At 71.0% G+C, this 14289-nt stretch carries 14 protein-coding genes; 6 read left to right on the top strand and 8 right to left on the bottom strand.

The window, feature by feature from the left end; all coding sequences use genetic code 11:
• Positions 1-73: 73 nt before the first annotated feature.
• From OHA11_RS31005 to OHA11_RS30995, 3 genes are all read right to left on the bottom strand, one after another.
• A complete protein-coding gene (locus OHA11_RS31005; RefSeq protein ID WP_266502068.1) occupies positions 74-931 on the bottom strand; it encodes a hypothetical protein in 858 nt (285 codons plus the stop codon).
• Position 932: 1 nt separating this feature from the next.
• Positions 933-1487 carry an RNA polymerase sigma factor gene (locus tag OHA11_RS31000; protein ID WP_266502066.1) on the bottom strand — a complete coding sequence of 185 codons (555 nt, stop codon included), beginning with the start codon at positions 1485-1487 and terminating at the stop codon, positions 933-935.
• A 66-nt stretch (positions 1488-1553) separates the two neighbouring features.
• Entirely contained in the window at positions 1554-1697 is a 144-nt protein-coding gene (locus tag OHA11_RS30995) for a hypothetical protein (protein WP_266502065.1), read from the bottom strand.
• A gap of 43 nt (positions 1698-1740) precedes the next feature.
• Here OHA11_RS30995 and OHA11_RS30990 point away from each other — a divergent pair, with 43 nt between their 5' ends.
• Positions 1741-2784, top strand: coding sequence for an aspartate-semialdehyde dehydrogenase (locus OHA11_RS30990; RefSeq protein WP_266502064.1), 1044 nt, complete (start codon positions 1741-1743; stop codon positions 2782-2784).
• Between the two features lie 128 nt (positions 2785-2912).
• Here the strand turns inward: OHA11_RS30990 and OHA11_RS30985 are convergent, their stop codons facing one another.
• Positions 2913-3410 (bottom strand): DUF1203 domain-containing protein, encoded by a 498-nt coding sequence (locus OHA11_RS30985; protein WP_266502062.1) that lies wholly within the window; start codon positions 3408-3410, stop codon positions 2913-2915.
• Positions 3411-3523: 113 nt separating this feature from the next.
• Here OHA11_RS30985 and pepN point away from each other — a divergent pair, with 113 nt between their 5' ends.
• Positions 3524-6121 (top strand): aminopeptidase N, encoded by a 2598-nt coding sequence (gene pepN / locus OHA11_RS30980; RefSeq protein WP_266502060.1) that lies wholly within the window; start codon positions 3524-3526, stop codon positions 6119-6121.
• A 105-nt stretch (positions 6122-6226) separates the two neighbouring features.
• On the opposite strand, the gene OHA11_RS30975 is transcribed toward pepN, so the two are convergent.
• Positions 6227-7045, bottom strand: coding sequence for a TioE family transcriptional regulator (locus OHA11_RS30975; RefSeq protein WP_266502059.1), 819 nt, complete (start codon positions 7043-7045; stop codon positions 6227-6229).
• 58 nt (positions 7046-7103) lie between these two features.
• Between OHA11_RS30975 and OHA11_RS30970 the strand changes: the two genes are divergently transcribed.
• Positions 7104-8321 carry an erythromycin esterase family protein gene (locus OHA11_RS30970; RefSeq protein ID WP_266502058.1) on the top strand — a complete coding sequence of 406 codons (1218 nt, stop codon included), beginning with the start codon at positions 7104-7106 and terminating at the stop codon, positions 8319-8321.
• A 40-nt stretch (positions 8322-8361) separates the two neighbouring features.
• Here the strand turns inward: OHA11_RS30970 and OHA11_RS30965 are convergent, their stop codons facing one another.
• Positions 8362-9717, bottom strand: a complete 1356-nt coding sequence (locus tag OHA11_RS30965; protein WP_266502057.1) for a M14 family zinc carboxypeptidase — start codon at positions 9715-9717, stop codon at positions 8362-8364.
• Positions 9718-10104: 387 nt separating this feature from the next.
• Here OHA11_RS30965 and OHA11_RS30960 point away from each other — a divergent pair, with 387 nt between their 5' ends.
• Both OHA11_RS30960 and OHA11_RS30955 read left to right on the top strand, forming a co-directional pair.
• Complete coding sequence (locus OHA11_RS30960; protein ID WP_266502055.1) at positions 10105-10554, top strand: hypothetical protein; 450 nt, start codon at positions 10105-10107, stop codon at positions 10552-10554.
• The gene (locus OHA11_RS30955) at positions 10551-10763 is read left to right on the top strand and encodes a helix-turn-helix transcriptional regulator (RefSeq protein WP_266502054.1); all 213 of its coding nucleotides are present in this window, start codon (positions 10551-10553) and stop codon (positions 10761-10763) included. Before OHA11_RS30960 ends, OHA11_RS30955 begins: the two co-directional genes overlap by 4 nt.
• Positions 10764-10927: 164 nt before the next feature.
• On the opposite strand, the gene OHA11_RS30950 is transcribed toward OHA11_RS30955, so the two are convergent.
• Entirely contained in the window at positions 10928-11893 is a 966-nt protein-coding gene (locus OHA11_RS30950; RefSeq protein WP_266502052.1) for an EamA family transporter, read from the bottom strand.
• 109 nt (positions 11894-12002) lie between these two features.
• Here OHA11_RS30950 and OHA11_RS30945 point away from each other — a divergent pair, with 109 nt between their 5' ends.
• Positions 12003-12557 carry a MarR family winged helix-turn-helix transcriptional regulator gene (locus OHA11_RS30945; RefSeq protein ID WP_266502051.1) on the top strand — a complete coding sequence of 185 codons (555 nt, stop codon included), beginning with the start codon at positions 12003-12005 and terminating at the stop codon, positions 12555-12557.
• Positions 12558-12575: 18 nt separating this feature from the next.
• On the opposite strand, the gene OHA11_RS30940 is transcribed toward OHA11_RS30945, so the two are convergent.
• Positions 12576-14177, bottom strand: a complete 1602-nt coding sequence (locus OHA11_RS30940; protein ID WP_266502050.1) for an FAD-dependent monooxygenase — start codon at positions 14175-14177, stop codon at positions 12576-12578.
• Positions 14178-14289: the final 112 nt, after the last annotated feature.

Genomic DNA, 14289 nt, shown 5'->3' with positions numbered 1-14289 from the left:
AACGGCCTTGCTGAACGAGAAGGGCGGGCGTCCGGTTCCACCGGGCGCCCGCCCTTCTCGTTGCGCGCCGGCCCTACCCCCCGGCAGGGCCCGCGCACTCCATCCCCCGCGATCCCGGCAGCGCCTCAAGGATGCCCTCGCGGGCGTCGGCGACGCCCGCACCGGTCTCCCAGTCCTGCCGGTCCTGCGGGTACACCGGCACCCTGACCAGGGTGTACGTACCGACCTTCAGGTCCTCCCTGGCGCTGTCGAGCAGCGTGACGGTGATCGTCGGACGGTCCGCCACGGACTGCTCGGGCCGGTAGTAGCGCTTCACCTTCAGGACGACGCGTACGTTCCCGTCGCCCGTGGGCGTGATGCTCTGTACGGTCCCCTCGACGAGGACCTTGGAGCACGCGATGTGCATCCCGGGCGAGTGCAGCGACGAGTCGCCCCCGCTGTCCTCCTGCTTCCCGCTCGAAGCGGACGAGTCGGTCGAGCCGCCGTCTCCGGCGCCGCCCTGCACACCGAGCCACACCATCCCGCCGAGCATCGCCGTGCCCGCGGCCACCACGAGGGTGCCGAGGGCCACACCCGCGTACCGCCGGAACCAGGGCGGCTGCGCGGGCCTGACCGGTTTCGGCGCCCTGAGCGATTTCGGCTTCCGCGGCGGCTTCGGTGTCCTGCGTGGTGCGGGGGACGGCGCCGGAGATGGGGACACGGACGGGGATGGAGAGGGGGATGGCTCGGGTTCTGGCCTCCCGCCTTCCTCGGCCGGTGTCTGCGTGGCCAGCGTGTCGCCCATGATCCGGAGCTGTTCTCTGAGCAGGGCGATGTCCGCGGCCGCCGACCTGTGCTCCGCCAGGAACTCCGCGTCGTCCCGGGCGCCCTCGGGGAGAGGTTCGTCCGTGAGCGCGGCCAGCAGCGCGTCCATTCCTTCGTACTCGGCCACGTCACACCACCTCGTCCTCGTGCAGGCGGGCGCGCAGCGCGCGGACCGCCGTGTGCAGCCTGCTCTTGACCGTGCCCTCCGGGATGCCGAGTTCCTCGGCGATGCCACGGACGGGCAGGTCGGCGTAGAAGCGCAGCACGAGGATCTGCCGCTGGGCGTCCGGCAGCTCGTCCAGGCCCTGGGCGACGGCGAGCGACAGCACCTTGGTGTCGTCGCCCGAGTCGCCCGCGCTCTGCGCCGACGGCCTCAGCGAGGCCAGCCGCTCGCCGATCCGCTCCTGGCGGCGCCTGGCCCGATGCCAGTCCATCGCCAGGTTCGAGGCGACGACCGCCGCCCACGCCGACACGTCACGCGGTGCCTCCGTCCCGCTCGCCGCCCGTTCCAGGAGCCGCAGGCGGACCTGCTGTACCCCGTCCGGCAGGTCCGCCTGCGGCACCCCGCCGAGCGCGAGCACAGCCCGTACCCGACGCTCCTGGGCCGCGTCCAGGGGATCATCGAGAGTCCCCCCGGCACTCTCCTCGCCCCCCTGGACGCGGCGGGCTTTTCTGCGCAGCACAGCCACCCCTCCCCTCGCCGCGTTTCCTCTATGACGTGGTTGGCGCCAGAAACGTTCGACCGGGTTTTACGGAGTTCTACGGACGTCCGGGAGCTCGGCGTACGCCGTCGGTCCGTCCTCCGGTCCTTCCTCCGGTCCGTCCTCCGGCCCGTCCCAGTCCTCGGTCTCCGGGGTCAAAGGATTGGACAGGCGGGCCGGGGTGAGACGCATGATGGAAACACTGGCCAGAAATGCACAGGCAAAAGGAGTCGCTGTGAAGGTAGGAATCGTCGGAGCCACCGGTCAGGTCGGCACGGTCATGCTCAGGATCCTCGCCGAGCGGGCCGAGAAGACCGGGCACACCCCGGTGGAGACGCTGCGGCTGTTCGCCTCGGCGCGTTCGGCCGGTTCGACGATCGACTACAGGGGCACGGCCGTGACCGTGGAGGACGCCTCCACCGCCGACTACACGGGCCTGGACATCGTCCTGTTCTCCGCGGGCGGCGCCACCTCCAGGGCCCTCGCCGAGAAGGTGGCCTCCCAGGGTGCCGTCGTGATCGACAACTCGTCGGCGTGGCGCAAGGACCCGGAGGTCCCGCTGGTCGTCTCCGAGGTGAACCCGCACGCGATCGCCGACCGCCCCAAGGGCATCATCGCCAACCCGAACTGCACGACGATGGCCGCGATGCCGGTGCTCAAGCCGCTCCACGAGGAGGCGGGTCTGGAGGCGCTGGTCGTCGCGACGTACCAGGCCGTGTCCGGATCCGGTCTCGCGGGCGTGGCGGAGCTGCACGGTCAGGTGCAGAAGGTCGTGGCGGACGCGGACAAGCTGACGCACGACGGTTCGGCGGTCGACTTCCCGGAGCCGGGTGTCTACAAGCGTCCCATCGCCTTCAACGTGCTCCCGCTCGCCGGCTCGATCGTCGACGACGGTCTGAACGAGACCGACGAGGAGCAGAAGCTCCGCAACGAGTCCCGCAAGATCCTGGAGATCCCGGCGCTCAAGGTCTCCGGTACGTGCGTACGCGTTCCGGTCTTCTCGGGTCACTCGCTCCAGGTCAACGCCCGTTTCGCGCGTCCGCTGAGCGTGGAGCGCGCGACGGAGCTGCTGGCGGGGGCCCCGGGCGTCGCCCTCTCGGACATCCCGACCCCGCTCCAGGCCGCGGGCCAGGACCCGTCCTTCGTCGGCCGCATCCGCACGGACGAGACGGTGGAGCACGGCCTGGCCCTGTTCGTCTCCAACGACAACCTCCGCAAGGGGGCCGCGTTGAACGCGGTCCAGATCGCTGAGCTGGTGGCGGCGGAGCTCAAGGCATAGTTCTTTCCCCAGCCCCACCCCTTCCCGAACCTGGGGGCGGAGCCCCTGAGTAGTGACGATGGGGGTCCGCCCCGCTTGAGCGAAGCCGAGAGTGGGGGAGGGTAGGGGCGGCGGGGGCGAGAAAAGCCCTACGGCCGCCGCACCTCATACAGGAAGCAGCCGTACTCCACGGCACGGACGTGCACCAGAGCCACCTCGGGATCGGTGAACGCCTCGGAGAAGGCCGCGTCCAGCGATTCGTCGGGGGTCGACGGGAGGTCGAGGAGACGCCCACCGAGGATGCGCCCCTCGGTGGAGTACCGCCGCACGGTGCACAGCACCCCGGGCCGAGCAAACGGATACCGCCCATCCCCCGCCGGCCCCGCACACTCCCCGGCGTGAACGAAGACGGGCCCCTGCTCGTCGTACGCTCCCGGCTCGACCCCCACCCCCGCGGCCCACCGCCGCAACGGCGCGTACGAGACAAGAGCGATCCGCTCACCACTCTCACTCCACCGCAGACAGCACCGCAGCGGACTCCTGCCCTCCTCCTTCACGAACGGAACACAGGCCCGCCCCGCGTCATCGACGTGACGGAGTTCCTTCAGCACACCCGGTGTGATCGGCCGCGCGGTATATGTCGTCATGCCATCCAGACTCCCGCCGCCACACGCCTCCCACCGGCGGGAAACGGACATCGCATTCCCCGCATCAGCCGTGGAAGGATGACGCAACCCACACATAACGAGGAGATGACCGCGTGCCTGGCACAAACCTGACCCGCGAAGAGGCACAGCAGCGGGCGAAGCTGCTCACCGTTGACTCGTACGAGATCGATCTCGACCTCTCCGGCGCGCAGGAGGGCGGTACCTACCGGTCCGTGACCACGGTGCGGTTCGACTCGGCCGAGACCGCCGCCGAGTCGTTCATCGACCTGGTGGCCCCGGCCGTCCACGAAGTCACCCTCAACGGCGACCCGCTCGACCCGGCCGAGGTCTTCAAGGACTCACGGATCGCGCTGCCCGGGATCCTGGAGGGCCGCAACATCCTGCGGGTCGTCGCCGACTGCGCGTACACCAACACCGGTGAGGGACTGCACCGGTTCGTCGACCCGGTCGACCAACAGGCCTACCTCTACACGCAGTTCGAGGTCCCGGACGCCCGCCGCGTCTTCGCGAGCTTCGAGCAGCCGGACCTGAAGGCCACCTTCCAGTTCACGGTGAAGGCGCCGACCGGCTGGACCGTCATCTCCAACTCGCCGACGCCGGAGCCCAAGGACGACACCTGGGTCTTCGAGCCGACGCCCCGCATCTCCACGTACATCACCGCGCTCGTCGTGGGCCCGTACCACTCGGTGCACAGCGTGTACGAGAAGGACGGGCAGTCGGTCCCGCTCGGGATCTACTGCCGGCCCTCGCTCGCCGAGTTCCTCGACTCGGACGCGATCTTCGAGGTGACGCGGCAGGGCTTCGAGTGGTTCCAGGAGAAGTTCGACTACGCGTACCCGTTCAAGAAGTACGACCAGCTGTTCGTGCCGGAGTTCAACGCGGGCGCGATGGAGAACGCGGGCGCGGTCACCATCCGCGACCAGTACGTGTTCCGCTCGAAGGTCACGGACGCCGCGTACGAGGTGCGGGCCGCCACGATCCTGCACGAGCTGGCGCACATGTGGTTCGGCGACCTGGTCACCATGGAGTGGTGGAACGACCTGTGGCTGAACGAGTCGTTCGCCACCTACGCCGAGGCCGCGTGCCAGGCGTACGCCCCCCAGTCGCGCTGGCCGCACTCCTGGACCACCTTCGCCAACTCCATGAAGACGTGGGCGTACCGGCAGGACCAGCTGCCGTCGACGCACCCGATCATGGCCGAGATCAACGACCTCGACGACGTGCTGGTCAACTTCGACGGCATCACGTACGCCAAGGGCGCCAGCGTCCTCAAGCAGCTCGTCGCCTATGTCGGTGAGGACGAGTTCTTCCAGGGCGTGCAGGCCTACTTCAAGCGGCACGCGTTCGGCAACACGCGCCTGTCCGACCTGCTGGGCGCCCTGGAGGAGACCTCGGGACGGGACCTGAAGACCTGGTCGAAGGCGTGGCTGGAGACGGCCGGTATCAACGTCCTGCGTCCCGAGATCGAGACGGACGCGGACGGTGTCATCACCGCCTTCGCCATCCGCCAGGAGGCTCCCGCCCTGCCCGCGGGTGCCAAGGGCGAGCCGACCCTGCGACCGCACCGCATCGCGATCGGCCTCTACGATCTCGACGACGACAGCGGCAAGCTGCTGCGGGACGACAGCGCCGACGGCTCCGGCCGTATCGAGCTGGACGTCGACGGCGAACTGACCGCCGTGCCCCAGCTGGTGGGCAGGCGCCGCCCGGCCGTGATCCTCCTCAACGACGACGACCTCTCGTACGCGAAGGTCCGTCTCGACGAGCAGTCGCTGGCCTTCGTCACCGAGCACCTCGGCGACTTCGAGTCCTCCCTGCCGCGCGCCCTGTGCTGGGCCTCGGCCTGGGACATGACCCGCGACGCCGAGCTGGCCACCCGTGACTACCTGTCCCTCGTCCTGTCCGGCATCGGCAAGGAGTCGGACATCGGCGTCGTGCAGTCGCTGCACCGACAGGTGAAGCTGGCGATCGAGCTGTACGCCGACCCGACCGCGCGCGAGGCGCTGCTGACCCGCTGGACGGACGCCACGCTGGCCCACCTGAAGTCCGCCACGGCCGGTGGCGACCACCAGCTGGCCTGGGCGCGCGCGTTCGCGGCGACGGCCCGTACGCCGGAGCAGCTGGACCTCCTGGAGGGCCTGCTCGACGGCCACGAGACCATCGAGGGCCTGGCCGTCGACACCGAGCTGCGCTGGGCGTTCGTACAACGGCTCGCGGCGGTGGGGCGCTTCGACGAGGCGGAGATCGCGGGCGAGTACGAGCGCGACAAGACGGCCGCCGGTGAGCGCCACGCGGCGACCGCCCGTTCCGCCCGCCCGACCGAGGAGGCGAAGGCGGAGGCCTGGGAGTCGGTCGTCGAGTCCGACAAGCTGCCGAACTCCCTGCAGGAGGCCGTGATCGGCGGCTTCGTCCAGACCGGCCAGCGCGAGCTGCTCGCCCCGTACACGGACAAGTACTTCGCGGCGGTCAAGGACGTCTGGGACTCACGCTCGCACGAGATGGCCCAGCAGATCGTGGTCGGCCTCTACCCGTCGGTCCAGGTCTCCGAGGAGACCCTCCGCAAGACGGACGAGTGGCTGACCTCCGCCGAGCCCACCCCGGCCCTGCGCCGCCTGATCTCGGAGTCCCGCGCGGGCATCGAGCGCGCGCTCAGGGCCCAGGCGGCGGACGCGGCGGCAACCACCTCGTAGACCTGACAGGCCCAGTGGGTCGTACGTGAATGGGGGCGCCCGGTGTCGTACCGGGCGCCCCCATACGGCTGTACGGGCCTGCTGCCCCCACGCCTGCGCGGCCTCTCATTCGCGTTCGCGGAGGTACGCCTCCAGCTCGGCGGCCCCGGTCAGCATCGCCCGCCCGCGGGCGGACAGCCGGTCCCGCCAGTCGCGCAGGGTGGCTTCCAGCGGCTCCAGTCCGCCGGCCGCCCGCACCTGCTCGATCAGCGGCGCGATCCGCTCCAGCGGGTAGCCGCCCCTCCTGAGCTGGTGGGCCAGCCGGGCGTCCCGTACGTCGGCCTCGTCGTAGACGCGGTACCCGGTCAGCGGGTCGCGGCGCGGGCGCACCAGCCCGGCGCGCTCCCATTTGCGCAGCGTCGCGGGCCGGATCCCGAGCTCCTCGGCCAGTGGCCCGATGAACGTGCCGCCGGGTCCTGAGCCGCCTGGCCCTGACATCGCAGGTCCTGACATCGCAGGTCCTGGCCTCACGGGTGCTGGCACCACGGAGCCTGGCACTGCGCGCGCGGACACCACGGGTGCGGACACCGTGGTCGGCTCCAGGGCGCCGAGGGCGCTCTCCACCGCCGTCAAGGTCCGGCGGTCGTCGAGGAGTTGGGCGTGGCTCTCGTCGATGAGGCGGAACGCCTCGTCGACCGCGCCCTCGTTCACGGCCCGCATGATCGACGTCGCCGTCGGATGGCCGTGGCCGGGCACCAGGGCGAGGAAGGCGCGCAGGGCCCGCGCGTGCAGCGGGGTGTAGGTGCGGTAACCGTGGTCCGTACGACCGGCGGCCGGAAGGATGCCGGCGTCCTCGTAGTTCCTGACGGCCTGCGTGGACAGACCGTGCCCGCGCGCCAGGTCGACCGGCCTGAGCCGCTCCCCGTTTTGAAGGTTTCGTCCCATGAGCCTGCCGATATCGCCGCCAAGTTTCAACCGAAGGTTCAACGATACCGTTTAAGGCATGGCTACTGACATCAAGGACATCGCCCATGCCGTCGAAGCCGCCGCCGTCCTGAAGCCGCTCCCGGCCCCGCCGCGGCTGCTCGCCCTGGGCGAGCCGACCCACGGAGTGGACGCTCCGCTCCTCCTGCGCAACGAGCTCTTCCGGCAACTCGTCGAGCAGGAGGGCCACCGGACGATCGCGATCGAGAGCGACTGCCTGATGGGCCTGGTCGTGGACGACTACGTCACCTCGGGCACGGGCACCCTCGACGAGGTCATGGAGCGCGGATTCAGCCACGGGTTCGGCGCATCCGCGGCCAACCGTGAACTCGTACGCTGGATGCGGGACTTCAACGAGGGCCGACCCGCCTCCGAGCGGATCCGGTTCGCCGGTGCGGACGGCCCGCTGGAGATCACCGGCCCGGCGAGCCCCCGGCAGGCCCTCACCTCACTCCACGGCTATCTCGCGGCCCACGTGGACGCCGGCCTGTTCCCCTGCACCGGGGAGACGCTCGACCGCCTGCTCGGCCCTGACGACCGGTGGACCCATCCCGACGCGATGATGGACCCGGCCCGTTCCGTGGGGCGGTCGGCCGAGGCCGGGGAACTGCGGCTGCACGCCGACGATCTGGTGGCACTGCTCGACACGCAGACGCCGCACCTGATCAAGGCGACCTCGCGGGAGGCCTGGGACCGGGCGCGTCTGTACGGGCGTACCGCGGTCGGCCTGCTGCGCTACCACTACTGGATGGCCGACACCTCGCCGGGCCGCATGACGCGGCTGGTGGGCCTGCGGGACCAGATGATGGCCGACAACCTCCTCGCCGTCATCGAACGGGGCCCGGCCCTGGTCCACGCCCACAACGGCCATCTCCAGCGGCCGAAGAGCTCGATGCGGATGGGCGGCCTGCCGGTGGAGTGGTGGAGCGCCGGCGCGCTGGTGAGCGCCCGGCTGGGCGAGGAGTACGCGTTCCTGGCCATGGCTCTCGGCACGATGCGGCACCAGGGGGTGGACGCCCCGCCCCCGGACACCGTCGAAGGACTCCTGTACGCGCTCCCGGAGGACCGCTACGTCGTCGACGCCGCCCAACTGGCCACCGCCCTCGGCGACCGGCGGCCCGCGCCCCGCGTGTCCCCGTGGTTCGGTTACGCCTCCCTCGACCCGGCCCACCTGGCCGACATCGACGGGATCGTGTTCGTCAGGGACGCCCCGCGGAGCGCACCCCACGGCACCTGACCACACCAGGCCCTCAGCCAGTGCGCCACCGTCAGTACCGTCAGTGCTGGTACCGCGGCCGATCGCCCGGCCCGCCTGGACCGCCTCGACCGCCCGGCCCGTCCGGGCGGTCGAGCAGTTGCCGGACCAGATGCAGCATCGTGCGGATGTGCAGCGCGGTCTGCCGGTGCACCGGCACCCAGCGCGCGGCGAAGGTGGTCTCCAGTTCCCGACTCCAGTCGCGTACGAGGGTGTCGAGGGCCTCGGGCGGTTCGTCGAGGGCGCTGCGCATCATCGCGGCCGCGCGCAGGGGGATGCGGCGGGCGGCGATGCCGAGGGAGACGGAGTTGCCGACGGTGGTGGCGAGTTCGGCGTCGCCGAGCCCGTGGGCGTCGTGGGTGTTCCAGGTGTCCACCACGCCGGGGCCGATGTCCATGAGTTCACGCGCGGCGGTGTGGAACGGCAGCCGGGCCTCGTCGGCGGGCGGCCGGTCGGCGAGCGCGCCGAGCACCTCCTCCAGTTGCTTGGTGCGGCTGAGGAGGATCTCGGCGGCGCGGGAGATCTCGCGCTCCGGCCGTGCGACGGGGCTGGGGTCGCTCACGGCGGCGACGCTCCAGAGCGGCGCCTCGACGACGGCGGACACCGTCCCGTGCCGCATCGCGTACATCCAGGTCGCCTGGGAGGTGTAGCCGGAGGGGTCGCGTTCGTCGGCGGGGCTGCCGTCGGGCAGGACCAGCACGCCCGGGCTGTCGACGAACCAGCCCATGCCGTCGAACGGCCGGTACTCCAGCGGGATGCCGAGCTCGGCCGCCACGGAACGGAAGGCGCGCGGCGCGCCCGGCACGGGCCGGGTCAACTGCAGGAACGATCCGCCTACTTCGACGCCGTGCAGGGAGAACTGGACCACGGGCCGCAGTTCGTCGATGAGCCGGGTCAGCGCGCGGGACTCGGGCATCGCCGTGTGCGGGTCCGCCGCCACGGGCGGGAACTCGGGCTGGCTGATGAAGGCGGGCCGGTAGAAGCCGCGGTAGTAGCCGTCGAGGGTCGGCACGGAGGCCTGGTGTTCGGCGAAGCGGCGCTCGCCGAGGGTGGCGCCGTCCGGGTCGAGACAGAGCAGGAAGTGCCAGGTGCAGCCGAGTTCGTCCAGGACGCGCGGGTCGCGTACGAAGTCCTCGGCGAGGGTGAGGGTGGAGGCGCCGCCGACCGGCTCGTTGGCGTGGGCGCCGGCCACGGTGAGCACCTGGTGCTCTCCATGCCCTGCGGAGAGCAGCCACAGGGGGCGGCCCGCGCGCGAGGTTCCGACGGTGCGCAGGCGCAGGGTGCCGGGCCGCTCCGCGACCATCGCCCGCGCTCGGCGCGCCAGCTCGTCGACGGTGGGATACGGGTTTCCCCGACTGCCGACGCCCTCTGCCCTCACGCCAACTCCTCACCTCGGTACGGGACGTTGACCGCTTCCACGAGTGATCCGAAACCGACGCCGATGCTCCGGGGGCGCACGCCCCGTCAAGGCTCGATGTGCCGGGTCAGAGTGTCAAGGGGCCCTTGTGGCGACCGGGACGGAGATCAACTCCTGCGAATATGCCGGGTGTCTTTTCGCTCCGACGAGAACGTGCAACCGCTGCGGCCTCGCCTCAATCGGCCCAATCGGCGGGAAGTCCGCCGCTCGACTGACGTCATGCCCGAACACCACGTAGAAGTTCATGCAAGTTGCTGGCGCGGCTGCGGCCGTGCGACGCACGCCCCTGGCGCGGGCCGGCTCACAGGAGCGTCAACTGCCCTTGTCTATTTGACAAGGACCATTTACATGGAGACAAGCTTCCTTTACGTTTGCCGCATGGAGAAATCATCGGAGAACCGTCAGAGCCGAAGCGATACGGTCCGCGCTCGCGCGTGGTTCCTCGACTGGTTGCCGCCGGCCGTCGCCCTCGGGTTGCTCAGCTTGATCTCAGAGCTCGGCCTCTTCGGTTCGGCGGGTTCATGGAAACTGTTCTGGTCACTTCTGAACCTCGTCCCGGGGCTATTGATCGTCCGGGCCGTGATCAGGAGCCTGCGCCGCGCCGACGAGTACCAGCGTCGTTGCCAGCTGGAGGCGCTGGCGATCGGGTTCGGCGTGCTGATCATGGCGATCTACACCGTCGGCCTTCTCCAGGCTGCCGGGGTGGGCGACCTGCGGCAGCTGGTCCAGATCAGCTTCATCGGATCCATCCTGACCTGGATCACAGCCCTGCTGTTCAAGACCCCGCGAACCCGATGAAGAACCGGCTCAGGGAACTGCGGGCGGTGCGCCGTTGGAGCCAGGTCGACCTCGCCGACCGCCTCGACGTGTCCCGGCAAACGGTCTACGCCATCGAAACGGGCCGTTATGACCCGAGCCTGCCGCTCGCGTTCAAGATCGCCGCCGTTTTCGGCGAACCGATCGAGGGTCTCTTCTTCCCGGCCGAGGACACGGACTCCAAGCCGTGACCGCCGGTTGCGACAGAGGCCGCGCGCGAGGCTCCGGCGGCTCCGACAACGGCAGTCGCCCGGCAGCTCACTGCCGGGCGGGCCGGCCCGGGACGTGTGCGCCTCGGCAGCAGGGGCTGCGGTTTGCGGCCCCTGGCGTGCTCTGGCGTGCTCTGGCGGAATCCTCATCCAGGCCGGCGGGCCGTCAACTCACGCGCTTCCTCCCGCCGGGCGTCCGGGAAAGGCCGGGGGACAAGCGCTTGTGGGGAGGCGGGCTCCGAAGCTGCCACCCGGGCCGTCGTACGCACCCCGAGCTGACCGAACACCGTCGCCCCGAAAGCCAGGGCCATGCCCGCCAGTTGCACCGGGCCCAGTGCCTGGCCGAGGGCCGCCCAGCCGATGACGGCCGCCGTCAGCGGGGAGAGCGGGCCGAGGAAAGTCACCTGGGTGGCGGTGAGCCGGCCGATACCGCGGAACCAGAGCCAGTACGCGATCGCCGTGTTGGCCAGCGCCAGGTAGAGGTAACCGCCGACCGCCCGGCCGTCGAGCGCGGGCGGCGCGCCCTCCGCGAGCAGTGCGACGGGAGCGATCAGCAGCCCGCCCGCGGTCAGCTGCCAGGCGGTGAGGGCCAGCGGGCCCACCCCCTCGGGACGCCCCCACCTCTTCGTCAGCACGGTGCCCGCGGACATCGACGCGGTCGCGGCGAGGGCCGCCAGCACGCCCACGGCGTCCAGCGCGCCCGCCGCCTTCAGTACGACCAGGCTCACACCGAGGGCCGCCGCGATGCCCGTGAGGAGCGTACGCAGGGTTGGGCGTTCGCCCAGCAGGGCCGCCGCGAGGCCCACGACGAAGAGCGGGCCGACGGAACCGACGACCGCGGCCATACCGCCCGGCAGCCGGTACGCGGAGAGGAACAGGAGCGGGAAGAAGGCGCCGATGTTCAGCGCGCCCAGGGCCGCCGCCTTCCACCACCAGACGCCGCGCGGCAGCGTGCGCGCGAGGGCGAGCAGGACGAGTCCGGCGGGCAGGGCGCGCATCAGGCCCGTGAACAGGGGACGGTCCGCCGGCAGGAACTCCGTGGTGACGGCGTACGTGCTGCCCCAGGAGATGGGCGCCAGGGCAGTGAGCGCGATGGCTGTGCTGCGGTTCATGACCGGCTCCATGGGAGAAGGTGGCTTGGCATTGATTAGCTTAGCCCTAAGCTACTTATCGTCAAGTCACTCTCTTGCGGCCAAGTGATGGGGTGCGGATACTCGCCCCATGAGCACACCCAAGGTCCCCAAGACCCCCAAAGCACCCAAGACCTCCAGGGACCCCGTCGACGCGATCATCGACCAGTGGGCCGCCGTCCGGCCCGACCTGGACACGGCCGCCATGGAGGTCTTCGGACGCGTCTTCCGGCTCTCGCGGGCGATGGGCGACCGGATGGAGAAGACGTACGCGGGCCTCGGCATCTCGCGCGGCGAGTTCGACGTACTCGCCACCCTGCGCCGGTCCGGCGCCCCGTACACCCTCTCGCCCCGGCAGCTCTCGGCGACGCTGATGCTCACCACGGGAGGCATGACCGGCCGCCTCGACAAGCTGGAACGGGCCGGGCTGCTCCGCAGGTCCCCCGACCCCCACGACCGCCGGGCCCTCCAAGTGACGCTCACGGACAAGGGGTTGACCCTCGTCGACGAGGCGGTCGGGGCCGGTCTCGCCGTCCAGACGGAGGCACTGATGGCCCTCGACGAGCAACAGGCCGGCCAACTGGCCGACCTGCTACGACAGTTGCTGACTGGCACGGGCGAACCAGGCCGCCAGCAAGGTACTTAGGGTTCGTCCAGGCGGGGTTCAGCCCTGCCCGGTCGCCGCCGTCAGTGCCGCTTCGATCTCCTCGGCGCTCGGCTCCTCCGCCGCCCAGGCCGCGTATCCGTCCGGTCGGACCAGGAGGGTCGTACGGCGGTCGCTCGCCCAACTCGCCACGGTGAGGCGGTCCTTGCGGGCGCCGGCGCCAGCGGCAGCGGCAGCGGCGGTGCCTGTGTCGGCGCCCGTGCCTGTGGCGGGGTCCACGGGTGCGTCGGCCGGGGTGACCAGTACGAACCTGCCGCCGCGCAGAGCCTCGTACAGGCGGCCGTCCCGGAGGGGCACGTCCGGGACGCGCTTGCCGACCAGGGGGTGGGCGCCGCGTGGGGCCGGGTAGGCGTAGCCGATGCCGGTGATCTGGCCGACCATGCGGGTGCGGGCCGGGCGGGCGTGGTTCATGAACGTGGCGAGCAGGGCACGGGCCGCGAGCGTCCAGGGCCGCTTGGCCATCGCGAGCCGGACGAGCCCGCCGCTGCTGCGGAGGACGGACTTTCCGACGGGGTGGCGTTCGGACTGATACGTGTCCAACAGGTCGGCGGAAGCATGGCCGTTGAGTGTCGCCGCCAGCTTCCAGCCCAGGTTCGCTGCGTCCTGGAGGCCGGTGTTCATGCCCTGGCCGCCGGCCGGGGTGTGGACGTGCGCGGCGTCCCCGGCAAGGAACACACGGCCGACACGGTACGCCGGCGCCTGTCGCTCATCACTGTGGAAGCGCGACATCCAGCGGGCGTCGTGCATACCGAAGTCACGGCCGAGGGCGAGCCGGGTGATCTCCTTGACCTCTTCGAGGTCGAGGGGCGCGTCATCGGGGACGTCGCGTCGGCGGTCCCAGCCGATCACCCGGTAGTAGCCGTCCCCGAACGGCGCGAGGAACGCGAACGCGTCCCCGAACGCGTTCACCGTCAGCAGCGTCTCCGGCTCCTCGGCGAGCCGGACGTCGGCGAGTACGACGGACCGGATCGCCGAGCGCCCGGGGAAGGGCAGCCCCACCGCCTCCCGTACGGCACTGCGCATCCCGTCCGTCCCGACGACGTACGCGGCCCTCAGCTCCCGCGCGCCCCCGTCAGCCCCGTGAGCCCCGTCAGCCCCCTCCGCCCCGTTGGCCACGCGCACCTGGAGGGTCGCCCCGTCCGCGTCCTGGACCAGCCCGGTCACCTCGGTCTCGTACGCGAACCGCGCCCCGGCCTCCACCGCCCGCCGCTCCAACGCCCACTCCACCTCGTACTGCGGCAGCACGAGCAGGTGCTTGAAGCGTGAGGGGAGGGTGGTCAGGTCGATGGTCAGCCGGGTGAAGAGCCGGAGCCGGTCGAGCGTCTGGCCCTTGCTCTCCAGCTCGTCGGCGAGACCTCGGGCGTCGAGCTGCTCCAGTGTGCGGGCGTGCAGGGCGAACGCGCGGGAGAGGTTGCTGGTCCGGTGCGGGCGCTTCTCGACGAGGGTGACGGGGATACCGGCGGTCGCGAGGTCGCCCGCCAGCAGCAGCCCGGTGGGACCCGCGCCGACGACGATCACGTCGCGGAAAGCGGCGGGGGTGGTGGTGACGGTCTCGGTGGTGGCGGTACGGGGGGTGCCGTTCTGGTCGGTCTTGCCGTTCATTGCGGCCTCCTGGTGCCAACGATTGTCGGGCGAGGGCTGTTGGCCGACCCTGGCTGCCCGGTTGCCAACACTCGTAGGCCAACGCCTGTAGGTCAACGCATGTAGGCCAACG

The sequence above is a fragment of the Streptomyces sp. NBC_00878 genome, from assembly GCF_026341515.1.
Taxonomy (GTDB): Bacteria; Actinomycetota; Actinomycetes; order Streptomycetales; family Streptomycetaceae; genus Streptomyces.
This window is presented reverse-complemented; position numbering and strand designations above follow the sequence as displayed.